At 60.6% G+C, this 23,923-nt stretch carries 23 protein-coding genes; 7 read left to right on the top strand and 16 right to left on the bottom strand.

The annotated features are described in order from the left end of the window. Window positions 1-52 precede the first annotated feature (52 nt). A complete protein-coding gene (katE, locus tag ACM6HV_RS07150) occupies window positions 53-2,194 on the bottom strand; it encodes a catalase HPII (RefSeq protein WP_414903843.1) in 2,142 nt (713 codons plus the stop codon). Between the two features lie 260 nt (window positions 2,195-2,454). Between katE and ACM6HV_RS07145 the strand changes: the two genes are divergently transcribed. The 3 genes from ACM6HV_RS07145 to ACM6HV_RS07135 all read left to right on the top strand — a co-directional run bounded on the left by ACM6HV_RS07145 (window position 2,455) and on the right by ACM6HV_RS07135 (window position 4,985). Next, the gene (locus tag ACM6HV_RS07145; protein WP_027610230.1) at window positions 2,455-3,462 is read left to right on the top strand and encodes a methionine ABC transporter ATP-binding protein; all 1,008 of its coding nucleotides are present in this window, start codon (window positions 2,455-2,457) and stop codon (window positions 3,460-3,462) included. Continuing rightward, a complete protein-coding gene (locus tag ACM6HV_RS07140) occupies window positions 3,462-4,136 on the top strand; it encodes a methionine ABC transporter permease (protein WP_096797317.1) in 675 nt (224 codons plus the stop codon). The genes ACM6HV_RS07145 and ACM6HV_RS07140 overlap by 1 nt, the downstream gene beginning before the upstream one ends. A 78-nt stretch (window positions 4,137-4,214) precedes the next feature. Next, window positions 4,215-4,985 (top strand): MetQ/NlpA family ABC transporter substrate-binding protein, encoded by a 771-nt coding sequence (locus ACM6HV_RS07135; protein WP_414903842.1) that lies wholly within the window; start codon window positions 4,215-4,217, stop codon window positions 4,983-4,985. A 190-nt stretch (window positions 4,986-5,175) separates the two neighbouring features. Here ACM6HV_RS07135 and ACM6HV_RS07130 read toward each other — a convergent pair whose 3' ends face one another. Genes ACM6HV_RS07130 through ACM6HV_RS07110 form a run of 5 tightly spaced genes read right to left on the bottom strand, consistent with a single transcriptional unit; the run spans window position 5,176 to window position 9,084 of the window. Continuing rightward, window positions 5,176-5,811, bottom strand: coding sequence for an SCO family protein (locus tag ACM6HV_RS07130; RefSeq protein ID WP_007962772.1), 636 nt, complete (start codon window positions 5,809-5,811; stop codon window positions 5,176-5,178). After that, window positions 5,808-6,707, bottom strand: a complete 900-nt coding sequence (cyoE, locus tag ACM6HV_RS07125) for a heme o synthase (RefSeq protein WP_003220336.1) — start codon at window positions 6,705-6,707, stop codon at window positions 5,808-5,810. The genes ACM6HV_RS07130 and cyoE overlap by 4 nt, the downstream gene beginning before the upstream one ends. After that, entirely contained in the window at window positions 6,695-7,774 is a 1,080-nt protein-coding gene (locus ACM6HV_RS07120; protein WP_414903841.1) for a COX15/CtaA family protein, read from the bottom strand. Before ACM6HV_RS07120 ends, cyoE begins: the two co-directional genes overlap by 13 nt. Before the next feature lie 10 nt (window positions 7,775-7,784). After that, entirely contained in the window at window positions 7,785-8,378 is a 594-nt protein-coding gene (locus tag ACM6HV_RS07115; RefSeq protein ID WP_134785094.1) for a hypothetical protein, read from the bottom strand. Further along, window positions 8,344-9,084: an SURF1 family protein gene (locus tag ACM6HV_RS07110; protein WP_414903840.1), complete on the bottom strand. Its 741-nt coding sequence runs from the start codon at window positions 9,082-9,084 to the stop codon at window positions 8,344-8,346. Before ACM6HV_RS07110 ends, ACM6HV_RS07115 begins: the two co-directional genes overlap by 35 nt. A gap of 71 nt (window positions 9,085-9,155) precedes the next feature. Between ACM6HV_RS07110 and ACM6HV_RS07105 the strand changes: the two genes are divergently transcribed. Next, window positions 9,156-9,359, top strand: coding sequence for a twin transmembrane helix small protein (locus ACM6HV_RS07105; protein WP_123586028.1), 204 nt, complete (start codon window positions 9,156-9,158; stop codon window positions 9,357-9,359). Window positions 9,360-9,366: 7 nt separating this feature from the next. Here ACM6HV_RS07105 and ACM6HV_RS07100 read toward each other — a convergent pair whose 3' ends face one another. From ACM6HV_RS07100 to coxB, 4 genes are all read right to left on the bottom strand, one after another. Continuing rightward, window positions 9,367-10,254 (bottom strand): cytochrome c oxidase subunit 3, encoded by an 888-nt coding sequence (locus ACM6HV_RS07100; RefSeq protein WP_121182933.1) that lies wholly within the window; start codon window positions 10,252-10,254, stop codon window positions 9,367-9,369. Between the two features lie 25 nt (window positions 10,255-10,279). Then, window positions 10,280-10,831, bottom strand: a complete 552-nt coding sequence (locus tag ACM6HV_RS07095; protein ID WP_414903839.1) for a cytochrome c oxidase assembly protein — start codon at window positions 10,829-10,831, stop codon at window positions 10,280-10,282. Window positions 10,832-10,945: 114 nt separating this feature from the next. Further along, a complete protein-coding gene (ctaD, locus tag ACM6HV_RS07090; protein ID WP_027610221.1) occupies window positions 10,946-12,532 on the bottom strand; it encodes a cytochrome c oxidase subunit I in 1,587 nt (528 codons plus the stop codon). Between the two features lie 82 nt (window positions 12,533-12,614). Beyond that, window positions 12,615-13,742, bottom strand: coding sequence for a cytochrome c oxidase subunit II (coxB, locus tag ACM6HV_RS07085; RefSeq protein WP_041074770.1), 1,128 nt, complete (start codon window positions 13,740-13,742; stop codon window positions 12,615-12,617). A gap of 370 nt (window positions 13,743-14,112) precedes the next feature. On the opposite strand from coxB, the gene ACM6HV_RS07080 reads away from it, so the two are divergent. Further along, a complete protein-coding gene (locus tag ACM6HV_RS07080) occupies window positions 14,113-14,745 on the top strand; it encodes a hypothetical protein (protein WP_027610219.1) in 633 nt (210 codons plus the stop codon). 124 nt (window positions 14,746-14,869) lie between these two features. On the opposite strand, the gene ACM6HV_RS07075 is transcribed toward ACM6HV_RS07080, so the two are convergent. From ACM6HV_RS07075 to ACM6HV_RS07065, 3 genes are all read right to left on the bottom strand, one after another. Next, window positions 14,870-16,396 carry a SulP family inorganic anion transporter gene (locus ACM6HV_RS07075; protein ID WP_414903838.1) on the bottom strand — a complete coding sequence of 509 codons (1,527 nt, stop codon included), beginning with the start codon at window positions 16,394-16,396 and terminating at the stop codon, window positions 14,870-14,872. Between the two features lie 90 nt (window positions 16,397-16,486). Then, window positions 16,487-17,218 (bottom strand): carbonic anhydrase, encoded by a 732-nt coding sequence (locus ACM6HV_RS07070; RefSeq protein WP_047297474.1) that lies wholly within the window; start codon window positions 17,216-17,218, stop codon window positions 16,487-16,489. Window positions 17,219-17,456: 238 nt separating this feature from the next. Then, window positions 17,457-18,515, bottom strand: a complete 1,059-nt coding sequence (locus tag ACM6HV_RS07065) for a PA0069 family radical SAM protein (protein ID WP_047297475.1) — start codon at window positions 18,513-18,515, stop codon at window positions 17,457-17,459. Between the two features lie 230 nt (window positions 18,516-18,745). Here ACM6HV_RS07065 and ACM6HV_RS07060 point away from each other — a divergent pair, with 230 nt between their 5' ends. Beyond that, window positions 18,746-19,048: a hypothetical protein gene (locus ACM6HV_RS07060; protein WP_145593929.1), complete on the top strand. Its 303-nt coding sequence runs from the start codon at window positions 18,746-18,748 to the stop codon at window positions 19,046-19,048. Window positions 19,049-19,121: 73 nt separating this feature from the next. Here the strand turns inward: ACM6HV_RS07060 and ACM6HV_RS07055 are convergent, their stop codons facing one another. Genes ACM6HV_RS07055 through ACM6HV_RS07045 form a run of 3 tightly spaced genes read right to left on the bottom strand, consistent with a single transcriptional unit; the run spans window position 19,122 to window position 22,969 of the window. Then, complete coding sequence (locus ACM6HV_RS07055; protein ID WP_414903837.1) at window positions 19,122-20,423, bottom strand: c-type cytochrome; 1,302 nt, start codon at window positions 20,421-20,423, stop codon at window positions 19,122-19,124. Between the two features lie 12 nt (window positions 20,424-20,435). Beyond that, the gene (locus tag ACM6HV_RS07050; protein ID WP_041074761.1) at window positions 20,436-22,220 is read right to left on the bottom strand and encodes a GMC family oxidoreductase; all 1,785 of its coding nucleotides are present in this window, start codon (window positions 22,218-22,220) and stop codon (window positions 20,436-20,438) included. A 2-nt stretch (window positions 22,221-22,222) separates the two neighbouring features. After that, window positions 22,223-22,969, bottom strand: a complete 747-nt coding sequence (locus tag ACM6HV_RS07045; protein WP_414903836.1) for a gluconate 2-dehydrogenase subunit 3 family protein — start codon at window positions 22,967-22,969, stop codon at window positions 22,223-22,225. A gap of 308 nt (window positions 22,970-23,277) precedes the next feature. On the opposite strand from ACM6HV_RS07045, the gene ACM6HV_RS07040 reads away from it, so the two are divergent. Further along, a complete protein-coding gene (locus tag ACM6HV_RS07040) occupies window positions 23,278-23,922 on the top strand; it encodes a dual specificity protein phosphatase family protein (protein WP_041074778.1) in 645 nt (214 codons plus the stop codon). Window position 23,923: the final 1 nt, after the last annotated feature.

Raw genomic sequence — 23,923 nt, 5'->3', positions numbered from 1 at the left:
TACAGGTGCAAGTAAACCCTGTAGGAGCTGCCGAAGGCTGCGATCTTTTGCTTTAGGCTGGAATGGCCTTGGCCTTAGGCTCCCGCGCCCAAACCCGGTGCTGCCCGATCGCCGCAAAGAACGGCTTGGTCAATCCCGGCACATCCTTGCCCTGCAGCAACCCTGCATCCGCCTCCAGCTTCAGCAGATCCTGCAACTGCTTGGCATCGCCGTGCAGCGCAATCGCCTTCAGGTGCTTGTACGCCTCCAGCAGGTAGTGCAGCGCCACGCCATCAGCGCTCAACGCCTTGATCGACGCCGCGCCACCGGGCACGAACACCGCATCGAAGATCACTGAAGGCATGCCTTCCATTGATGCGTCCACTGCCAGGGCTTTGCCGTCGGCAGTCTTCACCGGTGCCGACGTCGGGCCGAGCAGCTTGGCGTGCGCACCTTGTGCAGCCAAGGCCTTCTTCATCGCATCGATCGCCGCACCATCGACGCCGTTAGCGGCAAGAATCGCCACTTTCCGAGTTTTGATGTCCTCTGGCAGCAGATTCGCCTGGCTCAGCGCCGGCGAATGATCGAACGAAGTCTTGCGCACCTCGACCGTGCCTTTGCTCGGCGCCGGCAACCCGAGGTTGGCTGCCACGCGCTTGGCCAATTCCAGGTCAATGTTGGCGAGAATCTCGTTCACCTGCCGTGCACGGATGAACTCACGTTCGACCTTGCCCAGCTCGAAGCTGTAGGCGGCGATGATGTGTTCCTTCTCGTGCTCGCTCATGCTGTTGAAGAACAGCCGCGCTTGCGAGAAGTGATCGCTGAACGACTCGCTGCGCTGGCGGATCTTGTTCGCATCGATGCGTTCCGGATAACTCTCGAAGCCGCCGTCTTTAGCCGCCGGTGGGGTTTCCTTCGGCCAGCCGCCATCAATCGAGTTCGGCTCGTAGGAAGCGCGACCCTTGTCGATCACCGTGCGGTGCTGCGCGTCGCGCTGGCCGTTGTGGAATGGTGCTACTGGGCGGTTGATCGGCAGCTCATGAAAGTTCGGCCCACCGAGTCGGCTTATTTGCGTGTCGGTGTAGGAAAACAGCCGACCTTGCAGCAATGGATCGTTGGAGAAGTCGATTCCCGGCACGATGTGGCCGGGGCAAAACGCGACCTGCTCGGTCTCGGCGAAGAAGTTGTCCGGGTTGCGGTTCAGGGTCATCTTGCCCAGCGGGGTGATCGGCACGATTTCTTCGGGGATCAGCTTGGTCGGGTCGAGGATGTCGAAATCGAAGTCGTGTTCGTTTTCCTCCTCGATGATCTGCACGCCCAGCTCCCACTCCGGATAGTCGCCCATCTCGATGGCTTCCCACAGATCGCGACGGTGATAGTCGGTGTCTTTACCGGCGAGCTTCTGCGCCTCGTCCCACACCAGCGAGCAGGTGCCGGCGGTCGGGCGCCAGTGGAATTTGACGAAGCGCGATTTGCCCTCGGCATTGATCAGGCGGAAGGTGTGCACGCCAAAGCCCTGCATGCTGCGCAGGCTTTTCGGAATCGCCCGGTCGGACATGGCCCAGATCACCATGTGCGCCGATTCCGGCACCAGCGAGACAAAGTCCCAGAAGGTGTCGTGGGCCGAGCCGCCGGTGGGGATTTCATTGTGCGGCTCGGGCTTCACCGCGTGGACGAAGTCGGGGAACTTGATCGCGTCCTGAATGAAGAACACCGGCATGTTGTTGCCGACCAGATCGAAGTTGCCTTCGTCGGTGAAGAACTTCACCGCGAAACCGCGCACGTCACGCACGGTGTCACCGGAACCGCGCGGCCCCTGCACCGTGGAAAAACGCACGAACACCGGGGTCTTTTTTCCCGGATCCTGCAGGAAGCCGGCCTTGGTCAGTGTCGAATGGTTCTCGTAGGCCTGAAAGAAACCATGCGCGCCAGTGCCGCGCGCGTGAACAATGCGCTCCGGAATGCGTTCGTGGTCAAAGTGCGTGATTTTCTCACGCATGATGAAGTCTTCCAGCAACGACGGCCCGAGCGGGCCGGCCTTGAGCGTGTTCTGGTTATCGGCGACCTTCACCCCCTGATTGGTGCGCAGGGCCTGGCCGGTAGCGTCGGAGCGAAACTTCTCCAGGCTGTCGAGTTTGGCGTTGGTGTTGGCGCGATCCTTGGTATCGGTTCCGGCCAGCTGGCTTTTGTCGGTGGTAGGTTTCTTGCTGCTCATCAGACGTAAACTCCTCGGTTGACCCCGTTTCCACGGGGACTCTTGAGCGTTTCCGGGCACGGTTACCCAGGGTTTCAAGTCGCTGAACTAGTGACCAATGAGCAGGAACGAGCGTTCCTTTTTTATGACCTTTGATCTTGTTATTGCCAAATCGAAGGTTAATTGCGAAATAAATGCTAAGAACCTCTATACGGACAGGCTAAAATGCGCGCCCGGCTAACCGCTGATCCTTTTCTAACGCGCCCCACAAGGTTCGCTACGTGATCGAGTTTCAAAACGTCCACAAAACTTACCGCGTCGCCGGTAAGGACATCCCCGCCCTGCACCCGACCAGTCTTTCGATTGAAAACGGTCAGGTCTTCGGCCTGATTGGCCATTCCGGTGCGGGAAAAAGTACCCTGCTGCGCCTGATCAATCGCCTGGAAGACTCCAGCGGCGGCAAGATCATCGTCGACGGCGAAGAAGTCACCGCGCTGGACGCCAACGGCCTGCGCCGTTTCCGCCAGCAGGTCGGGATGATCTTCCAACACTTCAACCTGCTCGCTTCCAAGACCGTGGCCGACAACGTCGCGCTGCCGCTGACTCTGGCGGGCGAACTGTCGAGCAGCGAGATCAATCAGCGCGTCGCCGAATTGCTGGCGCGGGTCGGTCTGTCTGATCACGCCAAAAAATATCCGGCGCAGTTGTCCGGCGGCCAGAAGCAGCGCGTCGGCATCGCCCGCGCCCTGGCGACCAAGCCGAAGATTCTGCTGTGCGACGAGGCCACCAGCGCCCTCGACCCGCAGACCACCGCCTCGGTCCTGCAACTGCTGGCCGAGATCAACCGTGAGCTGAAACTGACCATCGTCCTGATCACCCACGAGATGGACGTGATCCGTCGCGTCTGCGATCAGGTCGCGGTGATGGACGCCGGGGTGATCGTCGAGCAAGGTTCGGTGGCCGATGTGTTCCTGCATCCGCAGCACCCGACCACCAAGCGTTTCGTCCAGGAAAGCGAGCAGATCGACGAAAGCGAACAGCGCGATGACTTCGCTCACGTGCCCGGCCGCATCGTGCGTCTGACCTTCCAGGGCGAAGCGACCTACGCGCCGTTGCTCGGTACCGTTGCCCGGGAAACCGGGGTCGACTACAGCATCCTGGCCGGTCGCATCGACCGCATCAAAGACATTCCTTACGGGCAATTGACCCTCGCCGTCACCGGTGGCGACATGGAAGCGGCGTTCGCCCGCTTCACCGCCGCTGACGTTCACATGGAGGTGCTGCGTTAATGGAAATGCTCAAGGCTTTCTTCGAAAACATCGATTGGCTGGAAATCTGGCTGGCGACGGGCGACACCTTGCTGATGCTCGGTGGTTCGCTGCTGTTCACCGTATTGCTCGGCCTGCCGCTGGGCGTGCTGCTGTTTCTCTGCAGCCCGCGGCAGTTGCTGGAAAACCGTGGCCTCTACGCCTTCATGTCGTTGGCGGTGAACATCCTGCGTTCGTTGCCGTTCATCATTCTGTTGATCGTGATGATCCCGTTCACCGTGCTGATCACCGGTACCTCGCTGGGCGTGGCCGGTGCGATTCCGCCGCTGGTGGTGGGTGCGACGCCGTTCTTCGCGCGTCTGGTGGAAACCGCCTTGCGTGAAGTCGATCGCGGCATTATCGAAGCCACCCAGTCGATGGGTGCGACCACCCGACAGATCATCATGAACGCCTTGCTGCCTGAGGCCCGTCCAGGCATCTTCGCCGCGATTACGGTGACTGCGATTACTCTGGTGTCCTACACGGCGATGGCCGGTGTGGTCGGCGCCGGTGGTCTGGGTGACCTGGCGATCCGTTTCGGCTACCAGCGTTTCCAGACTGACGTGATGATCGTCACCGTGGTGTTGCTGCTGATTCTGGTACAAGTGCTGCAAATGGTCGGCGACCGTCTGGTCGTGCATTTCTCGCGCAAATAACCGGTTTTTGTAATCAAGAGATGAGCCGGCCATTCGCTGGCAGGCGCCACACGGGCGCTTTGAAAAGGAGTTAGCTGAATGAAAAAACTGATCGCTGCTTTCGCTGCCGTAGCCGCTTTTTCGGCCCACGCTGAAACCCTGACCGTTGCCGCCACCCCGGTGCCGCACGCGGAAATCCTCGAATTCGTGAAGCCGGCCCTGGCCAAGGAAGGCGTGGATCTGAAGGTCAAGGTCTTCACCGACTACATTCAGCCGAACGTACAGGTGGCCGAGAAGCGCCTGGACGCCAACTTCTTCCAGCACCAGCCGTACCTCGATGAGTTCAACAAGGCCAAGGGCACCAGCCTGGTGGCGGTGATCGGCGTGCATCTGGAGCCGCTGGGCGCCTACTCGAACAAGATCAAGGATCTGAAGGACCTGCCAAGCGGCGCCAACGTGGTGATTCCGAACGACGCCACCAACGGCGGCCGCGCGCTGTTGCTGCTGGCCAAGGCCGGCCTGATCACCCTGAAGGATCCGACCAACATCCTGTCGACCCTGAAAGACATCGCGCAGAACCCGAAAGACCTGAAAATCCGTGAACTGGAAGCCGCGACCATCCCGCGCGTGCTGACCCAGGTCGATCTGGCGCTGATCAACACCAACTACGCGCTGGAAGCCAAGCTCGATCCGTCCAAGGATGCGCTGGTGATCGAAGGCAACGACTCGCCGTACGTGAACATCCTGGTGTCCCGTGCGGACAACAAGGACAGCGACGCGATGCAGAAACTGGCGGCTGCGCTGCACAGCCCGGAAGTGAAGAAATTCATCACCGAGAAGTACAAAGGCGCGGTATTGCCGGCGTTCTGATACAGGACCGGACAGGCGCAATAAAAAGGCGATCCCTCGGGATCGCCTTTTTTATGGGGCAAATTCCCCTGTAGGAGCTGTCGAGTGGAACGAGGCTGCGATCTTTTGATCTTGCTGTTGAAGATCAGAGCAAAAGATCGCAGCCTTCGGCAGCTCCTACAGAGAAATGTTTACCCCTGCAGGCACTGCATTATTTGCGGTTGAGCATTACTGGCAGCTGCGCCACCAGTTTGGCGTTGTTCAGCGGCGCCCGGATGAACCCGCGTTGCGTGCCGTCCGGGCCGATCACCGCGAGGTTGCCGCTGTGATCCACCGTGTAATTCGGTTTGCTGGTGTCGGCCGGAATGAACGGAATACTCACCGCATTCGCGACTTTCTGCAGCTCTTCGATCGACTTCGGCGTCAGCCCCACGAACTGCGGATCGAAGTAGCCCAGGTACTGCTTCAACTGCTGCGGGTTGTCGCGGTTCGGATCGACGCTGACCAGCACGATCTGCAACTTATCCACAGCATCCTTGGGCAACTCGCTCTTGATCTGGCGCAGTTGGGCGAGGGTGGTCGGGCAGATGTCCGGGCAGAAGGTGTAGCCGAAGAACAGCAGGCTCCATTTGCCTTTCAACTCGTCGATAGCGACCGGTTGGCCATCCTGATTGGTCATGGTCACGCCCGGCAACGTGCGGCTCTGCGGCAGCAGGATGATGCCGGCGTCGATCAGTGCGGTGGGGTCGCCCTGGCCCTTGCCGCTCAGTACTTTGTTGACGGTCAGTCCCAGGATCAGCGCGATCACGGCGACGAGGATGAAGACGGTTTTCTGGGTTCGAGTCATAGGTTCAACAGTAAGTAGTGGTCTACGAGCAGGGCGATGAACAACAAGAACAAGTAATAAATAGAGTACTTGAAGGTGTTGATCGCCGCGTGCGGCCGAGTGCCACGGTACAGCACCACGGCCCATTGCAGAAACCTTGCGCCGAGGGCGAGGGCGCAGATCAGGTAGAGCACGCCGCTCATGTGGATCACGTATGGCAGCAGACTCACCGCGAGCAGGGCGAAGGTGTACAGCAGAATATGCACCTTGGTGTAGTGCTCGCCGTGGGTCACCGGCAGCATCGGGATGTCGGCCTTGGCGTATTCCTCCTTGCGATGGATCGCCAGCGCCCAGAAGTGCGGCGGGGTCCAGGCGAAGATGATCAGCACCAGCAGCAACGGTTCGGCGCTGACATGGCCGGTGGCGGCAGTCCAGCCGAGTAGCGGTGGGGCTGCGCCGGCGAGGCCGCCGATGACGATGTTCTGTGGCGTCGCGCGTTTGAGGAAGCCGGTGTAGATCACCGCGTAGCCGAGTAACGAAGCGAGGGTCAGCCACGCGGTCAGTGCATTGGTGAACGTCAGCAGCATCGCCTGCCCGAGCAGCGCCAGCACCAGCGCAAAGGTCAGCGCCGCTGCCGGCGAAACCCGGCCCTCGGCCAATGGCCGTTTGTGCGTGCGCGCCATCACCGCGTCGATACGCCGATCCACCACATGATTGACCGCCGCCGCGCCGCCGGCACACAACGCAATCCCCAGATTGCCGAACACCAGCACCGTCCACGGCACCCCGGCGCGGGTCGCGAGGAACATGCCGACCAGCGAGGTGATCAGCATCAGCACCACCACTTTCGGCTTGGTCAGCTCCAGATAGTCACGCCACAGCGCTTGCGCGGGACGTTCGCCGATCAGAAGCGCCATGGCGTTTCTCCTTTTATCGTGATGGGCGCAGCCGAATGTTTACGTGGGCTCAAACGCCAGCGCGCCAACATCGGCTGTTTGACCCGAACCAGACTGGTGCGCGCGTGGTAATTGACCAGCACCATGGTCAGCAGCAGCGCGGCGCCACCGGCGTTGTGGGCCACGGCCACCGGCAGTGGCAGATGGAACAGCACGTTGCTGATGCCAAGGGTGATCTGTGCGCCGAGGGCGATCAGCACCAGCCCGGCGAGCCGGGTCATGCCGACGGCCCTGAGTTGCCAGGCCAGACAGAGCAGCACCAAGGTCACCAGCAGTGCACCGATACGGTGAGTCAAGTGAATCGCCGTGCGCGCATCGCTGTCGAGTTGCCCGCCGAGATAATTGGGGCCGATGTGCTGGGTCAGGTGAAAGCCGTTGGCAAAGTCCGCCGGCGGCAGCCATTGGCCGTGGCAGGTCGGGAAGTCGATGCAGGCCACTGCCGCGTAGTTGGAGCTGACCCAGCCGCCGAGGGCAATCTGGCCGATCACCAGCAACAGCCCCGCCGTCGCCCAATACTGTAAGCGCTTGGGCACGGTCAGCGCCGGCAGCACCCCGGACAATCGCAACGTCAGCAAAAACAACAGACTCAAGGTCGCAAAACCGCCGAGCAAATGCCCGGTGACCACTTGCGGCCAGAGCTTGAGCGTCACCGTCCACATGCCGAACGCCGCTTGGGCGAACACCACCGCCAGCAGAAACAGCGGCAGTTTCAGCGGCAGGCCCGGATGACCACGATTGACCCAGGCGCGCCCGGCCAATACCGAAATCAGCAGGCCGAGGGTGCCGGCGAAGTAACGGTGGATCATTTCGTTCCAGCCCTTGTGCGCCACCACCGGCGAGTCGGGGTAATGCAGTTCGGCATGGGCCAGTTGGGCTTCGCTTTTCGGCACGCTGATAAAACCGTAACAGCCCGGCCAGTCCGGACAGCCCAGGCCTGCGTGGGTCAGGCGCGTGTAGGCGCCGAGCAGCACGACGATCAGTGCCAGCAGGGTGGCAAACAACGCGAGGCGAAATCCAGGTTTGGCCATGACGATGCCCTTATCCGATGTTCGACAGTTTCAGCAGGTGGCGCAGGTCGTTGAGCAGATCCTTGCCCTTCACGCTCGGGTCGTAGCGCAGCACCAGGTTGCCGTGCGGGTCGATGATCCACAGTTGCGGCGTGGCCTTGTCGCCGGTGGCCTTGCTCAACGCTGCGCTGTCCAGCGGGTAGCGTTGCAGCTGCGGGTATTCGCGGGTCAGCTTGGCTTCGTAGTCGGCGCTCAGCGGCTGTGCAGCGGCGAGGGCGTGGCTGGCGCGACCGGCGTCGCGACCGAGGCCGATCTGGATCTGCCGGGCGAGGTACACCAGTTGCTGGCAGTCCACTGCGCAATCTTTCGGCGCGGTCACCAGCATCTGCCAGCGTTGCTCATCGGCCTGCACGCCGAGGTCGGCGCGGGTCTGGCCGTTGCCGATCAGTTCGCCGTGATAGCTGCGACCTTCCGGCACCCAGAACTGCAATTTGTACATGCCGGTGGCGAGAATCATCGGGCCGACTACGCCGAGCACAATCAGCAACAGCTGGATCCGCCCACGGCGGCGGGTGGCCGGGGTTTTCGCCTCAGACATGCTGGGTGGATTCATGGCCGTTCCCATGGTGGTTCTCCTTTGCGTTGTGCAAGCCCAAATAGACATAGAGACCGAGCAGGGCGGTGGCCATGGCGAACCACTGCACGGCGTATCCAAGGTGTTTTTCCGGACCCATGGCCACCACCGGCCAGTCGGCCTCGTAACTGGCAGGACCGGGTTCGGCGCGAAGTTCGTAGGCGAAGCCGTCGCGTTCGAGGGTTTTCCACAGCTTGGCCGGCTCGACGGCGGTGACGGTTTGCGGCCAGGTCCTGCTGGCGGGGTCGGCGTGCAACTGGAAGGTCGCGCCGGGGGCGACGTACACCCAGGCATCGATATTCACGGCATCGGCCGGGGTTTTGAATTGCGGGGTAACGCGGCGGTCCGGCCAAGCCAGCCAGCCGCGATTGACCAGCAGCCACTGGCCGCTGGCCCGATCCTGAAACGGTTGCAGCAACTCGATGCCAACCTTGCCGTTACGCTGACGGTTGTCCAGCAGCAGGCTGTGAGCGCTATCGAACTGACCATATAGATGAACGCGGCGAAAGGCCGGGTCGGCGCTGTGCAGCAATTCGCTGCTGGCCATCGGCTCGGCGGCGCGGCGCTCGGCGTAACTGGCGAGAAGGGCGGTTTTCTCCGCGCCCCGACCGAGCTGCCAGAAACCCAGCGACACCAGCAGCGGCAGCAACAGCGCCACCACCACGGTCGGTATCACGCCCGGGCGAAAGCGCTTCATGGCCGCGCCACAAAGTCAGTCGTCGCGATCGCTATACTCAACTGCATCGCCTGTCCCCCGGAGTTCTTCCCATGCTCAAAGCAGCCATTGTCGTGCTGCTGATTGCCACGGTGATCAGCCTGTTCAGCGGCCTGTTTTTCCTGGTCAAGGACGACAGCAGCTCCAATCGTCTGGTAATCGCCTTGAGTGTTCGGGTGGCCCTGGCCGCTGCCACCGTCGGCTTGATTACCTGGGGCTTCTACAGCGGCCAATTGGTGTCGCACGCGCCTTGGTGATCAGTGCTCAAAGCACATAAACGAAGATGAACAAGCCGATCCACACCACATCGACGAAGTGCCAGTACCAGCTCGCCGCCTCGAAGCCGAACTGATGCTCGGCATCGAAATGGCCCTTCATGATGCGCATCAGCATCACGAACAGAATGATCGTGCCGATGGTCACATGGGCACCGTGGAAACCGGTGAGCATGAAGAACGTCGCGCCGTAGATGCCCGAACCCAGGGTCAGGCCCAGTTCGTGGTAGGCGTGCATGTATTCCTCGGCCTGCAAGGCAAGGAAGCCGCAGCCCAGCAGCACAGTGATCGCCAGCCAGATTTTCAGCGCGCCGCGATGGCCCTTCTTCAAGGCATGGTGGGCGATGGTGATGGTCACACTGGAGCTGACCAGCAGAATCGTGTTGATCAGCGGCAGGCCCCACGGGCTGATGACTTCTTTGGGCGGCGGGAACAGTTTCGGATCCGGCGTGTGCAGTAGCGGCCAGGTGAACTGGAAGTTCGGCCAGAGCATGTGGGCGATGCCTTTCGGCCCTTCGCCCCCCAGCGCCGGGCCGGAAATGTGCCGCACGTAGAACAGCGCACCGAAGAAGGCGATGAAGAACATCACCTCGGAAAAGATGAACCAACTCATGCCCCAGCGGAACGAGCGATCGAGCTGCGGGCTGTACAGCCCGGCGCGACTTTCCTTGATCACCGCCCCGAACCAGCCGAACAGCATGTACGCCAGCAACAGTCCGCCGACGAAAAAGATCAGTGGCCCGTGGGATTCAGGGCGCGCGGCCTTCAGATCGTTGAACCAGGTCGCCAGGCCGTACACGGTGACGAACATCCCCACCGTGGCGACGATCGGCCATTTGCTCTGGGCCGGGACGTAATAGTGCTCATGAGTTGCCATTTATTGTTCTCCTTATCGGGCACGCTTAACCGCCAGTGTTTGCAGCCACCGGAGGATGTCGGGCGGTGATATCGAACAGCGTGTAGGACAGCGTCAGGTGCTTCACGTCCTTGGGCATGTCGCGGTCAACGATGAAACGCACCGGCATCTCGATCTGCTGACCGGGCTGCAGCACCTGCTGGGTAAAGCAAAAGCATTCGGTCTTGTGGAAATACGCCGCCGCATTGCTCGGCGCGATGCTCGGCACGGCTTGCGCACTCATCGGTTTGTCGGTGGGATTGCGCGCGACGAAAATCATCTCGTTGACCGCGCCGGGGTTGGCGGTCAACTCATCGTGTTTGGGGTAGAACTCCCACGGCATGTCGATGTTGTTGGTCGACAGAAACTGCACGCGAACTTGCCGCGAACTGTCCACCACCTGCTCACCCTCGTACTGCCCTCCAGTCTTGCCATTGATGCCGAAGGCCTTGCACATCACGTCGTAGATCGGCACCAGGGCAAAGCCGAAGACAAACATCGCCACCACCACGCCGAGCAGGCGGGTGACCAGTTTCTTCATCGAGATCGAGTCAGCCATGGTGTTCAATCTCAAAATGGGTCCATGTGGGAGCGAGCTTGCTCGCGAAGCAGGCACTGCGGTTCTTCAGTAACACCGCGTTATCGTTCTTCGCGAGCAAGCTCGCTCCCACAGTCATTTCACTTCCGGCGGCGTGGTAAAGGTGTGATACGGCGCCGGTGACGGCACGCTCCACTCCAGGCCTTCGGCGCCGTCCCACGGTTTGGCCGGGGCTGGCGCGCCGCCACGAATGGTCTTGATCACGATGAACAGGAAGAAGATCTGCGTGGCACCGAACATGAACGCGCCGATCGACGAGACCATGTTGAAGTCGGCGAACTGCAGGTTGTAGTCCGGAATCCGTCGCGGCATTCCCGCCAGTCCCACGAAGTGCATCGGAAAGAAGGTCAGGTTCATGCCGACGAATGACAGCCAGAAGTGCAGCTTGCCGAGGGTTTCGTCGTACATGTGCCCGGTCCACTTCGGCAGCCAGTAATAGGCCGAGGCGAAGATGCCGAAGATCGCCCCCGGCACCAGCACGTAGTGGAAGTGCGCGACCACGAAGTAGGTGTCCTGGTACTGGAAGTCCGCCGGGGCGATAGCGAGCATCAGCCCGGAGAAACCGCCGATCGAGAACAGGATCACGAACGCCACGGCGAACAGCATCGGCGTCTCGAAGGTCAGCGAGCCTTGCCACATGGTGCTGGCCCAATTGAACACCTTCACACCTGTCGGGACGGCGATGAGCATGGTCGCGTACATGAAGAACAACTCGCCCACCAGCGGGATGCCGACCACGAACATGTGGTGCGCCCAGACGATGAATGACAGGAACGCGATGCTCGCCGTGGCGTAGACCATCGAGGTGTAGCCAAACAGCGGCTTGCGCGAGAAGGTCGGGATGATCTGGCTGACGGCACCGAAGGCCGGCAGGATCATGATGTACACCTCGGGATGCCCGAAGAACCAGAACACGTGCTGGAACAGCACCGGGTCACCGCCACCGGCGGCACTGAAGAAACTGGTGCCGAAGTGGATGTCCATCAGCATCATCGTCACGCACCCGGCCAGCACCGGCATCACTGCGATCAGCAGGAACGCGGTGATCAGCCAGGTCCAGACGAACAGCGGCATTTTCATCAGGGTCATGCCGGGGGCGCGCAGGTTGAGGATGGTGGCGACCACGTTGATCGCGCCCATGATCGAACTGATCCCCATCAAGTGGATGGCGAAGATGAAGTAGGTGACGCTTTCCGGCGCGTAGGTGGTGGACAGCGGCGCATAGAACGTCCAGCCGAAGTTCGGCCCGCCACCGGCGGTAAACAGGGTCGAGACCAGCAGCAGGAACGCCGCCGGCAGCAGCCAGAAGCTGAAGTTGTTCATCCGTGGCAGCGCCATGTCCGGCGCGCCGATCATCAGCGGGATCATCCAGTTGGCGAGGCCGACGAACGCTGGCATCACCGCGCCGAAGACCATCACCAGACCGTGCATGGTGGTCATCTGGTTGAAGAACGCCGGTTCGACGATCTGCAGCCCGGGCTGGAACAGCTCGGCGCGGATCACCATGGCGAACGTGCCGCCGAGCAGAAACATGCAGAAGGCAAACCACAGATACAGCGTGCCGATGTCCTTGTGGTTGGTGGTCAGCACCCAGCGCATCAGGCCTTTGGCGGGGCCGTGGGCGTGGTCGGCGTGACCGTGGTCATCAATGACAGCGCTCATGGCCGGTCTCCTTTACGTGAGTGGACTGGGCGGGCCGGGGCGCGCTGCCCCGACCGATTGACGAAGTACGCAATGGACCGGCTCATTTGCTTTCCGCCTGTTTGAGCTCAAGCACTTCTTTTGGTGTGACCATGTCGCCTTTGTTGTTGCCCCAGGCGTTACGTTCGTAGGTCACGACCGCTGCGATATCGACTTCCGACAACTGCTTGCCGAATGCGGCCATGGCGGTGCCCGGCTTGCCGAAGTACACGCGGTGCAGGTGGTCGGCTTTGGGCCCGGTGGCAATCGGCGAGCCCTTGAGCGCCGGGAACATCGGCGGCAGGCCCTGGCCTTCGGCCTGGTGACAGGCGACGCAGGTGGTGTGATAGATCTTGTCGCCACGTTCCTTGAGTTCGTCCAGCGTCCATTCCTTGCTGGTCAGCTCCTTGAGCTGCGCGGCTTCGGCTTTGCGCTCGGCGAGCCACTTGTCGTAGTCGGCCTTCTCCTTGACGTCGACCACGATCGGCATGAAGCCGTGGTCCTTGCCGCACAACTCGGCGCACTGGCCACGGTAGAGGCCGGGTTTGTCGATGCGCGTCCAGGCCTCGTTGACGAACCCCGGAATCGCATCGCGCTTGACCGCGAACGCCGGCACCCACCACGAGTGGATGACGTCGGCGGAAGTCACGAGGAAGCGCACCTTGGCGCCGACCGGCAGCACCAGCGGCTTGTCGACTTCGAGCAGGTAGTGCTCGCCCTTGGCTTCCTTGTTGTGAATCTGTTCGGCGGGGGTGGCCAGGTTGCTGAAGAATTCGACGTCCTGGCCCAGGTATTTGTAGTGCCACTTCCATTGATAACCGGTGATCTGGATATCGATATCCGGCTCACTGGTGTCGTACATGCGGATCAGGGTGGCGGTCGCCGGAACCGCCATCGCCACCAGGATCAGCAGCGGCACGACCGTCCAGAGAATCTCGACGGTGGTACTTTCGTGGAATTTTGCGGCGACCTGCCCGGTCGAACGGCGATGCACGATCATCGACCAGAACATGGCGCCGAAGACGATGATCCCGATCACCACACAGATCCAGAAAATGGTCATGTGCAGGTCGAATACTGCGTGACTGATTTCAGTCGCTCCAGGCGCCATATTCACAGTCCAGGCCGCCTGGGCCGGGCTGAAAATCGACCACAACAGGAGGCCCATCCAGACGTGTGGATGTCGCATCATTGCGGGTTCCCCTTATCGTTCTTGTTATCCCGTAGGCGCAACGCCTTCGGCAAGGGAGCGGCTGCATCAGACTACGAACTTGAATCGCCGGGCCTTGCTGCGTGGGCAGTCGGGCGTCATCAGCTAACTCCATTCAATGGCGAGTATAGACAGCCGCCGGAAATTGCAATGTCGTGGCGTTAATGTTCTGAAACAGCCGGGACTTGCGCTAAAGGGCACGAATGGAGAAGGATGCAGACGAGTGGTGGCGAACCGATATAACGCTGCTGCATCAAGGATGAAATAATTATGACAAATGCGTCTTAGCATTTTTCGTAAGCCAGCTAAGTTATGTCTTCCCTATTTCATTGCCTTGTTCCCTGGAGTTTTCATGAACACCGCCGCATTGCGCGAGCAGATCCAAAAAGCCCGACAGACCGAAAACGAAACCGGACGGCTCAAGCGTCAGCTGGAAGCCAAGTTGCCTCATCTGCATTCGGCCATTCAGTTGCCGGACGCTAACCGCGAAGACGCGTTGACGAGTTTTGTCACCGCCTATATCGATGAAGTACCAGACATGCTGGACGCAGCCAATGAAGTTGCCAGGGAAGCGGGAATCGAGTCGCAGATCAAACCAGTGCTGAAAATCGCCGAGCAGTACTTCCTCCAGCCGCCGGTCGGTCTGGACAGCCTGCTGGACGAAGCCTATCTGGCGCACCGCTTTGTCGAAGAGGTCAACGACCTGTACATCAAACACCTCGGCCAGCCACTGATCCCCTTGGACATGACGGTCGCCAACCTGATTGCTCACCAGCTGCTCGGTGAGGAATTTGCCAATCAACTGGATGAAGTCGTGCATCACACCATCGACGAGATGCTCGACGACGAGAGTTTTGCGCTGGAATCGGTAGAAGCCTACCGCGACAAACTGAGCAGCCCGGACACCGGTGCCGCATGGAAGCGCTGGCCATGCATGGGCCGCCGCCTGGGCGTTGGCCTGGAGCTCGACCAGCCCGCTGCCTGAGTTACACACAATCCCATGTAGGAGCTGCCGCAGGCTGCGATCTTTTGATGTTGTTTTTAACAATCAAGAGCAAAAGATCGCAGCCTGCGGCAGCTCCTACAGGGGTTGAGTTCACCCCGGAGATTTAACCGGCCGCACCGATCCCGGTATTGGTCCGAACCCGCCCCTCCAATCGTCGCTTCAACCCACGCGACTCGATCAACAGCTTCGACCCCTTTGCCGCATTCGCCCGGCCCCACTCCTCCAGCAATTCCAGACACGAATGGTCGATGTAGCTCAGGTGATTGAGCGGCACATGCACCGCTGTGCCCGCTGGAATGCTGCCCAGCACCTGAGTCAGTGCCGGTACCTTGAGAAAGGTCGCCGCGCCTACCAGACGCAATTCCATCTCACCGTCCTGCGGCAGGTCGATCAGGCTGATCTTCAGGCGCGACGCCTTGAACGCCAGTTTCAACATCGTCAGACCGAAACCGATCAACACACCGGTCAGCAGGTCGGTGAAGATGATCGCCAGCGCCGTGGCGGCGTAGGTGAACATCGGCATCCGCCCGTAACGGCCCAGCCCGCGAAAGGCCTTGAGATCCACCAGTTTGAAACCGGTGTACACCAGCACGCCTGCCAGACTCGCCACCGGAATGCTTTGCAGCACGCTCGACAACAACAGCACGAACGCCAGCAGCCACAAACCATGGAAGATCGTCGAATAGCGGGTGGTTGCGCCAGCCTGGACGTTGGCCGAACTGCGCACGATCACCCCGGTCATCGGCAGCGCACCGACCAGTCCGCAAAGCATGTTGCCGACGCCTTGCGCTGAGAGTTCACGGTCGAAGTCCGAGCGCACACCGCTGTGCATGCGGTCTACTGCTGCTGCAGACAGCAAAGTTTCGGCGCTGGCGATGAACGCCACGGCAAAAGCCGCAATCAGCAGGGTTGGGTCAGCAAGGCTGAGCAAATCCGCCGGTTTCAGCCAGTCGATGGCTTCGGCCAGATTGGCCGGCACCTCGACCCGTTTCACCTGCAATGCCAGCAGAAGGCTGGCGCCCGTGGCCAGGCCAACGCCGAGCAGCGCACCGGGAATGAAGCGCAGCGAATGCGGACGGAATTTCTCCCACAGCCACATCACCGCAATGGTCGCCAGCCCGAGCAGTCCGGCCTGCCAGCCGAACGACGGCAAGGCTTGCGCCACCGCGCCGGGGAAGGCCGTGAGGTTATCCAGCCCCGAGGGCTGCGGCTTGGCATCCAGCATCACATGCACCTGCGACAGAACGATCAGCACACCGATCCCTGCAAGCATGCCGTACACCACCGCGGGCGCCGTCACCCGAAACCAGCACCCAAGCTTCAAACGTCCGGCCACCAGTTGCAGGAAACCGGCGAGCAGCAGAATCGGCCCGAGCATCTCGATCCCGTGCTGGCGCACCAGCTCGAACACCAACACCGCCAGTCCCGCCGCCGGCCCGCTGACTTGCAACGGCGAACCCGCCAGCCAACCGACCACCAGACCACCAATAATCCCGGTGATCAGGCCTTTGGCCGGTGGCAACCCGGAAGCAATCGCAATACCCATGCACAGCGGCAGGGCGACCAGAAACACAACCACCGAAGCCAGCAACTCCCGTGGCAGAACCGCTTTCAATTGAGCAGCACGCATGGTGACTCTCCCGAAGTTTTCTTCAGGCGTGGCTTCGCCGCACCGCTGAAACAGCGGCCGGCGTCAAACCACACAGATTTTTAGGAAGATTTAGAAGCGCGCTTTGGGCGTCGCCACCGGAATCGGATGGCTGCCGTCGAGCGGCAGGAAGCGTCCCTGATCCGCGTCGTAAGCTTTGATTTCACTGGTTTCGATGTTGTAGACCCAGCCATGGATGAACAGATGACCGTTCGCCATGCGTGAGGCTACCGAAGGATGGGTACGCAAGTGCTGCAGTTGGGCGATGACGTTCTCCTCGGTGAGGATCGGCATGCTTTCTTTTTCGTCGGTGCAGTTGCAGTTGTCATGCACCATGGTCTTCGCCACTTCCGCATGACGCAGCCAGGCTTTGACTGTCGGCATTTTTTCCAGGCTGTCCGGATTGAGCACTGCCCGCATGGCGCCGCAATCGGAGTGGCCGCAAATGATGATGTGTTGCACGCCCAGCGCCAGTACCGCGTATTCGATGGCGGTGGAAACGCCGCCGTTCATCTGGCCATAAGGCGGTACGACGTTGCCGACGTTACGGGTCACGAACAGATCGCCCGGCGAGCTCTGGGTGATCAGCTCGGGCACGATGCGCGAGTCGGCACAGGTGATGAACATCGCCCGTGGCGATTGCGCCGTGGCGAGTTTCTTGAAGAGTTCTTCCTGTTGCGGGAAGACCTCATGATGAAAATGCAAAAAGCCGTCAACGATCGTTCGCAGCGCTGCATCGGCGGATTGCGCCCCAGGGACGGCTTGCGCCGACGCAGCCAACGGCTGTTTATCCTTGTCACTCATGATTCATCCTCTTTGGCGGATTCGGGGAGTCATTCCCGTGTATTCCGGTATGAAGCCAGTGGCTGTTTAAAACATCCGGGCCATCCCGACCCGTCAGTCACTCGATGAACAAGGTAGCCGCCGAAACTTAACTCAAACTGAATCGAGCGCTCTAGAACGTGTGTTCCAGGTCACAAAAAACGTGACTGAGGGTTACGACGGAAGGATTCCAGCCCCTCAACCATAGGGTCAATTGTCGCTAAATCAACGACATCTGGCGACCCGGTGGACAGAAGGCGCTGCAGTCGAGGTCATAGCCCTCGCGATGATTGAGGTCGAGACGCTTGATCGTTTTGGCAAAGCGTTGCGCGAGCAAGTCGGCGAACGGCCCTTCGCCGCGCATGCGTGCACCGAAACGGCTGTCGTAGAGCTCGCCGCCACGGCTCTGGCGGATCAGGCTCAGGACATGGGCCGCGCGCTGCGGATAGTGCGCGTGCAGCCACTCTTCGAACAGCGGCGCCACCTCCAGCGGCAGGCGCAGCATCATGTAGGCGGCACTTTGCGCACCCGCCGCATGCGCCTCGGTCAGCAGGCTTTCGATTTCGCTGTCATTGATCATCGGAATCATCGGCGAACACAACACTCCCACCGGAATGCCCGCTTCGCGCATCACCCGGATCGCCCGCAACCGGGCCTTGGGTGCCGCGGCACGGGGTTCGAGGATGCGTTTGAGTTCATCGTCCAGCGTCGTCAGGCTGATCATCACCGCCACCAGCCGTTGTTGCGCCAGCTCGGTGAGCAGATCGAGGTCACGCAAGATCAGCGAGCCCTTGGTGACGATGGTCACAGGGTGACGGTAGCGCAGCAGCACCTCGAGGGTCTGGCGGGTGATCCGGTGTTCACGTTCGATGGGTTGGTACGGGTCGGTATTGGAGCCGAGGTTGATCGGCGCGCACTGATAACCTTTTTTCCCAAGCTGTTCTTCCAGCACCTGGGCGGCGTTGGTCTTGGCGATCAGTCGGGTTTCGAAATCCAGCCCCGGCGACATGTCCCAATAGGCATGGCTCGGTCGCGCATAGCAATAGATGCAACCGTGCTCGCAGCCGCGATAGGGATTGATCGAGCGATCAAAGGGCAGGTCCGGCGAGGTGTTGCGAGTGATGATGGTTTTCGCGGTCTCGATCATCACCTCGGTGTTCTGTGTTTCGGGCACTTCCTGATACCAGCCGTCGTCCTCGGCCACCGAACGGTTCGGCGCGAAGCGGTTGTGCGGATTGGTCGCAGTGCCGCGACCACGAGGAGGCAAGGGCGTGTGCATCGCAAGTGTCCTGATTGCTGTATGTGCATACAGTATCGCTGGCGCGGGGAAACAGCCAGTGCCGTTCGGCGATACGGCGCAAGAACACAGGTCCTGTGGTTCATGGATTGATATATATATATATTTATCGCAAACCGAAGACACATCTTTCAACTGGCAGTACAACTTGCAATGTCGTTAGTATCCGCCTTCTTGTCATTCTGTTATTCAATATTTAAAAGGAATTAAACGTGTCTTACTTTAACCATCGCGGCATCTTTTTGCAGAAGCTTGGTCCGACTCCAGTTGATCCGGATGAAGTCCTGGTGTCCATGCAGTTTGCGCTGAAGCAATCCGGCTGGGACGCAGAAAACTCCGTGCCGACCGACTCTCTGCTGGATTCGCGGATCATCATTGCGTCGTCCTATGACGGTGGCGAAACTTTCGATGTAAGCAATGAAAAAGATGTCGATGGGGATGGTGATATTGATGCAGATGATAAAGCCAAGTTGCTGGCACTGGCCAAGGCTTATGTAAGTATCATGAATCCATAATCTGGTCAGACGTCAGCTTAGTTGTGAGCTGAACAAAAAGCCCTGCCCGTATTAAATACGGGCAGGGCTTTTTTTAGTTGCTGCGGGTTACCTGACCAAGATCATCAGCCGAGGTGGTGGTCATGTCGCTGGTGCGTAGATGACTGACCTCGTCCGCGCTCACCGGTGCGCCTTTGTTGCCCCAGCTGCCACGGATAAAACTCACCACGTCCGCCACTTCCTGATCCGACAAGCGCCAGGCGAAGCCCGGCATGGTGAAGGTCGATGGCGCGGTGTGGGTGGCCGGCAGGGTGCCGCCCTTGAGCACAATATGGATCAGCGAGGTCGGGTCTTCCGATTGCAGCACCGGATTGCCCGCCAGCGCCGGGAACACCCGGGTGTAGCCGTGGCCGTCGGTACGGTGGCAGGCCGCGCAGTTGTCGATGTACACCGCTGCGCCGCGTTGACTGTCGTCGCCGTTCCACAGGGCTTTGGCGGCTTTCTCGTCGTACTGGTGCGGCTGATCGTTCGGATCAACTGCTGGCAGTGACTTGAGGTAGCGGGCAATCGCAGTGAGGTCGGCGTCGGTCATGTATTGCATGCTGTGAGTCACCACATCGCTCATGCCGCCGAACACTGCGCTGCGGTCGCTGCGTCCGGTCTTGAGGAACTGCACCAGTTGCGCTTCGCTCCAGCTGCCCAGGCCATCCTTGTGATCACCGCGCAGACTTTTGGCGATCCAGCCTTCCAGCGGTGCGCTGCCGGCGAGGAAGCTCTTGCCATCTGCCGCGCTCAGGGATTTCTCCTGCATGGTCAGGGCCCGTGGCGTATGGCAGGCGCCGCAATGGCCGAGGCCTTCGACCAGATAGGCGCCGCGGTCGATCACCGGGTCGTCCGAAGTGGCCTTGTAGTCTTCGACTTTCGGCGCAAACAGCCAGCGCCAGCCCATCAGCGGCCAGCGCATGCTCAGCGGCCATGGGATGTCGCTGGCCTTGTTCTCCTGCGCCACCGGTTCAACGCCGTGCATGAAGTAGGCGTACAGCGCCTGCATGTCGGTTTCGCTGACCCGGGCGTAGGACGGATACGGCATCGCCGGGTACAACGTACTACCGTTTTTGGCGACGCCGTGGCGCACCGCTTGGTCGAAGTCCTCGAAGCTGTAATCACCGACGCCGGTTTTGTCCGGGGTGATGTTGGTCGAGTAGATCGTGCCGATCGGCGTTTCCATCGGCAGGCCGCCGGCGAACGGTTTGCCGCCCTTGGCGGTGTGGCAGGCCACGCAGTCACCGGCGCGGGCGAGGTATTCGCCTTGTTTGATCAACGCCTGATCGACGTCGGCGGCGTGCACGGCAGCACTGCCGAGCAGGGCCAGGGTGGCGATAACGAGATTGTTCATGGTCATCGCTCCTTAAGCCTGAACCAGCGGGCCGGGGTTTTTCAGGTACTGCTCGCGAATCGCCTTGGCCGACCAGTAGGTCAACGCCGCCACCAATCCGGTCGGGTTGTAACCCAGCCCTTGCGGGAACGCCGACGCACCCGGCACGAACACGTTGTGCACGTCCCAGCTCTGCAGGTAACGGTTCAGGGCACTCTTTTTCGGATCGGTGCCCATGATCGCGCCACCGTTGAGGTGGGTGGTCTGGTAGGCCGCGGTGTTGAAGTGATCACCGACCTGCTTGCCGATCACCGCAATGGCTTTCGGGCCCATGGCTTGGGCAACCTTGCCCATTTTCTCGACCATGAAGCGGTTCATCTTGATGTCGTTTTCCTGCCAGTCGAAGGTCATGCGCAGCAGCGGTAAACCGTAGGCATCGCGGTACACCGGATCCAGATCGAGGTAGTTGCCACGGTAGGACTGATGCGCGCCGTGGGCGTCCATCGACACCTGGTGGGTGTAGTAATCGGCGGTCGCGCGTTTCCACTGGCTGCCCCAGGCCGGCGTGCCGGGCGGGTTCGAGGTGCCGGCAATCGGTCGACTGCCGGCCTGGTTGACCCACATTGGCGAGCCGCCGACGAAGCCGTGCGGGCCGTGATCGAAGTTGTCGGCGTTGAAATCGTCCAGCGCCACGCCGTTGCCGCCGGCACCGATGAAGTTGTTGGTGTGGGTGTCCTTGTCGAAGAACGCCTTGATGGTCGCCATGTTCTGGTAGGCGAAGTTACGCCCGACCACGCCTTCGCCGCTGATCGGGTCGTACGGTTTGCCGATGCCCGAGAGCAGCATCAGGCGCACGTTGTGCAGCTGGAAGGCGCCGAGGATCACCAGATCCGCCGGCTGCTCGATCTCGCGGCCCTGGCCGTCGATGTAAGTCACGCCGGTGGCCTTGGACTTGGTGCTGTCGAGGTTGACCCGCAGCACATGCGAGTTGGGCCGCAGTTCGAAATTCGGCAGCGGCTTGAGCGCCGGCAGAATGTTCACGTTCGGCGACGCTTTGGAATACATGTAGCACACGTAACCGCTGCAGAATCCGCAGAAATTGCACGGGCCCATCTGTGCGCCGTAGGGATTGGTGTACGGGCCTGAAGTATTTGCCGACGGCAGGTTGTAGGGTTTGTAACCGACCTCTGTCGCCGCTTTGCCGAACAGTTGTGCGGAAACGGTGTTTTTCTGCGCTTCCAGCGGGAACGGATTGGAGCGATCCGGTGCGTAAGGGTTGCCGCCCTTGCCCTGACCGACCAGTTGACCTTTCACGGTCCAGGCCTGGCCCGAGGTGCCGAAGACTTTCTCGGCGAAATCGAAAAACGGTTCCAGCTCTTCATAGCTGACGCCGAAGTCCTGGATGGTCATGTCCTTGGGGATGAAGCGTTTGCCGTAGCGTTCTTCGTAATGGCTGCGCATACGCAGTTCGATCGGATCGACGCGAAAATGCACGCCCGACCAGTGCAGACCGGCGCCGCCGACGCCATTACCCGGCAGGAACGCGCCCAACTGGCGGTTCGGCAGGGCAATGTCGTTGACGCTGTGGCGGATGGTGACGGTTTCCTTCGAGATGTCCTGAAAGAGTTTTTTGCGCACGCTGTAGGTGAGTTCGTCGATGACCTGCGGATAGTTGCCGTCAGGGTAGGTGTCCTGCATCGGACCGCGCTCCAGCGCCAGCACGTTGAGCCCGGCTTCGGTCAGCTCCTTGGCCATGATCGCGCCAGTCCAGCCAAAACCGACGATCACCGCGTCGACCTTCTTCATTACGGTTGCCATGCTCAAGCCCTCTCGCCGCGAATCGAAACTGCCGGGAAGGGGTACTGCTCGTTGCGTTCCACCCAATCCATGAAATCGGCGCGGGCGCCGGGGAAGCCGATCATGGTCCAGCCGACCATGCCTTTATTGCCGCCGTGGATCGGGTCGCAAAAGAACCCTTCCTTGGTGTTTTGCAGCAACAGGCTGAAGAAAATCTTCGCCGGAACCGCATCGAACTGCGGTTTGCCCGCTTCGAGTTGCTTGAGCAAATCCTTTCGGGTAGCGCTGTCTTGCTCGGCAAATGTTTTACCGTTGAGGGATTTTGCCCACTGATCCGTGGCAGCGATGCCCAGGCGATAGATCTCTTTGGGCACCAGTTTGCTCTGCCAGCCCATCTCCGGCGCAGCGTCGGCGTTGAACGGGCCTTGCATGTACCACAGGGCACCCGCGGCGTACGGGGTGTTCATCTGGCGGTCGATGTATTCCGGCACGCCGGCTTCCAGAGCCCCCGGGCCTTGCTCGTCATTGGGGATGAGGTGCGCCACGGCGGCGTTGATGAAGGCCCATTCCTCGGCGGTGAAATAGCTCGGCTGATAAGCGCTGGCATCAGCTTTGGCCGGTGTTGCTGCGGGCGTCGACGGGGCCGCTTCAGGCGCAGCTTGCAATACGCTGCTGCCCAAGCCGGTACCGGCGAGGGTGACCACGGGAATCAGGGTCAGGGATTTGCGCAAGAACTCACGCCGCGGGTTGTCTCGATCTGCATCAGACATGGGGGTGCACCTCATCAGGCATTGATGGTTGTCCGTTTCTGCGAACGGCTTGAGCATTTTTTCGTCGCGGCGCGCGGCCCGTTTGACCGGGAAAAAGGGGACGCCTGCAACATCGTGTGACAAATGGTAGCAGGCTAATCTTCTGGATGAACCGATTCAGTAGGAAAAAGCCTCGGTTTTTTTACCCGGCGCTTAATGAAATCGCCCGGATTCACAATTCTTTGACAAGAGCCTCACAGGGCTTTGACCGTCAGATGTGGAAGCTGCGAGGCCTTTCATTGATGAATTCCGATTACGGTCAGCCCAGCATGTCTCGAGTGCGTCTTTTTCCTGTTTTGTGTTTGTCGCTTGTCGCTCTGCTGCACTTGATGCCGGCCCAGGCTGACGCCGCTGTCACATCGCGCCCGCCGGAGTGGGCGCAACCGGTGGAAGTGCAGTACAACCTGTTCCAGATGTCGCCAACGCTGTACCGCAGTGCCTTGCCGGATGGCGGCGCGGTGCCGTTGCTGAAAAATCTCAAAGTGGCGACGGTGATCAACTTCCTGCCGGAAGCCGACAGCAGCTGGCTGTCCGAGCCGGGCATCAATCAAGTGCAACTGCCTTATCGCACCAACCACGTCGATGACGCTGATGTGCTCAAGACGCTGCGCGCGATTCAGGCTGCCGAAGCCAACGGCCCGGTGCTGATGCACTGCAAACACGGTTCAGACCGCACCGGCCTGATGGCGGCGATGTACCGAATCGTGGTGCAGGGCTGGAGCAAGGAAGACGCGCTGAATGAAATGACGCAGGGCGGTTTTGGTGAAAGCGGCCATTTCAAGGATGGCGTGCGCTACGTGATGCAGGCCGATGTCGACAAACTGCGCACCGCGCTGGCCAACGGCGACTGCAGCACCAGTGCCTTTGCCACTTGCTCGATGAAGAGCTGGTTCCAGTCAGTCAACCTCAAGTAAG

Source organism: Pseudomonas sp. IT-P260, assembly GCF_949768395.1.
GTDB classification, from domain to species: Bacteria; Pseudomonadota; Gammaproteobacteria; order Pseudomonadales; family Pseudomonadaceae; genus Aquipseudomonas; species Aquipseudomonas parakoreensis.
This window is presented reverse-complemented; position numbering and strand designations above follow the sequence as displayed.

What these genes read in the sequence shown, in the direction of transcription:
- ACM6HV_RS07135 (WP_414903842.1), top strand. Translation starts at nt 4,215, where the DNA reads ATGAAAAAACTGATCGCTGCTTTCGCTGCCGTAGCCGCTTTTTCGGCC.
- ACM6HV_RS07065 (WP_047297475.1), bottom strand. Translation starts at nt 18,515, where the DNA reads ATGCACACGCCCTTGCCTCCTCGTGGTCGCGGCACTGCGACCAATCCG.
- ACM6HV_RS07095 (WP_414903839.1), bottom strand. Translation starts at nt 10,831, where the DNA reads ATGGCTGACTCGATCTCGATGAAGAAACTGGTCACCCGCCTGCTCGGC.
- cyoE (WP_003220336.1), bottom strand. Translation starts at nt 6,707, where the DNA reads ATGGCGCTTCTGATCGGCGAACGTCCCGCGCAAGCGCTGTGGCGTGAC.
- ACM6HV_RS07130 (WP_007962772.1), bottom strand. Translation starts at nt 5,811, where the DNA reads ATGACTCGAACCCAGAAAACCGTCTTCATCCTCGTCGCCGTGATCGCG.
- ACM6HV_RS07100 (WP_121182933.1), bottom strand. Translation starts at nt 10,254, where the DNA reads ATGGCAACTCATGAGCACTATTACGTCCCGGCCCAGAGCAAATGGCCG.
- coxB (WP_041074770.1), bottom strand. Translation starts at nt 13,742, where the DNA reads ATGATGCGACATCCACACGTCTGGATGGGCCTCCTGTTGTGGTCGATT.
- katE (WP_414903843.1), bottom strand. Translation starts at nt 2,194, where the DNA reads ATGAGCAGCAAGAAACCTACCACCGACAAAAGCCAGCTGGCCGGAACC.
- ACM6HV_RS07050 (WP_041074761.1), bottom strand. Translation starts at nt 22,220, where the DNA reads ATGGCAACCGTAATGAAGAAGGTCGACGCGGTGATCGTCGGTTTTGGC.
- ACM6HV_RS07075 (WP_414903838.1), bottom strand. Translation starts at nt 16,396, where the DNA reads ATGCGTGCTGCTCAATTGAAAGCGGTTCTGCCACGGGAGTTGCTGGCT.
- ctaD (WP_027610221.1), bottom strand. Translation starts at nt 12,532, where the DNA reads ATGAGCGCTGTCATTGATGACCACGGTCACGCCGACCACGCCCACGGC.
- ACM6HV_RS07040 (WP_041074778.1), top strand. Translation starts at nt 23,278, where the DNA reads ATGTCTCGAGTGCGTCTTTTTCCTGTTTTGTGTTTGTCGCTTGTCGCT.
- ACM6HV_RS07120 (WP_414903841.1), bottom strand. Translation starts at nt 7,774, where the DNA reads ATGGCCAAACCTGGATTTCGCCTCGCGTTGTTTGCCACCCTGCTGGCA.
- ACM6HV_RS07080 (WP_027610219.1), top strand. Translation starts at nt 14,113, where the DNA reads ATGAACACCGCCGCATTGCGCGAGCAGATCCAAAAAGCCCGACAGACC.
- ACM6HV_RS07045 (WP_414903836.1), bottom strand. Translation starts at nt 22,969, where the DNA reads ATGTCTGATGCAGATCGAGACAACCCGCGGCGTGAGTTCTTGCGCAAA.
- ACM6HV_RS07070 (WP_047297474.1), bottom strand. Translation starts at nt 17,218, where the DNA reads ATGAGTGACAAGGATAAACAGCCGTTGGCTGCGTCGGCGCAAGCCGTC.
- ACM6HV_RS07105 (WP_123586028.1), top strand. Translation starts at nt 9,156, where the DNA reads ATGCTCAAAGCAGCCATTGTCGTGCTGCTGATTGCCACGGTGATCAGC.
- ACM6HV_RS07055 (WP_414903837.1), bottom strand. Translation starts at nt 20,423, where the DNA reads ATGAACAATCTCGTTATCGCCACCCTGGCCCTGCTCGGCAGTGCTGCC.
- ACM6HV_RS07110 (WP_414903840.1), bottom strand. Translation starts at nt 9,084, where the DNA reads ATGAAGCGCTTTCGCCCGGGCGTGATACCGACCGTGGTGGTGGCGCTG.
- ACM6HV_RS07140 (WP_096797317.1), top strand. Translation starts at nt 3,462, where the DNA reads ATGGAAATGCTCAAGGCTTTCTTCGAAAACATCGATTGGCTGGAAATC.
- ACM6HV_RS07115 (WP_134785094.1), bottom strand. Translation starts at nt 8,378, where the DNA reads ATGGGAACGGCCATGAATCCACCCAGCATGTCTGAGGCGAAAACCCCG.